The sequence below is a fragment of the Pseudomonas sp. SIMBA_067 genome (assembly GCF_046534675.1).
Taxonomy (GTDB): domain Bacteria; phylum Pseudomonadota; class Gammaproteobacteria; order Pseudomonadales; family Pseudomonadaceae; genus Aquipseudomonas; species Aquipseudomonas putida.
Map to the genome: position 1 here is coordinate 1 of NZ_JAWRYH010001087.1, position 246 is coordinate 246.

Annotated in this window: 1 protein-coding gene; it reads right to left on the minus strand. The window is 63.0% G+C overall.

All coding sequences use genetic code 11. The annotated features are described in order from the left end of the window. A partial coding sequence (locus tag SB765_RS32615; RefSeq protein ID WP_410932892.1) for a 2,4'-dihydroxyacetophenone dioxygenase family protein occupies positions 1-246 on the minus strand: 246 nt, incomplete at both ends.

Here is a 246-nt window from a genome sequence, read left to right on the forward strand (position 1 = left end):
GTAGCCCGTGTAGTTGCCGTACGGATCGCAATAGAACATCACTCCGTTCACCTGGAAGTAGGTGATCATCTCCTCGACGTCGTCCGGCAGGTAGAGCGTGTGCGTCTCGCCCGGCGGTTCGTAGACGTAGCTGCCCTCGGTCGCTTCCCAGTCGTGTTCGAGATAGCGCCAGCGGCCCTTGAGAACCATGCCGTGGACCGCCTGCGGATGACGATGGCGGCTCAGCACGCCCGACTTGCGCACGCG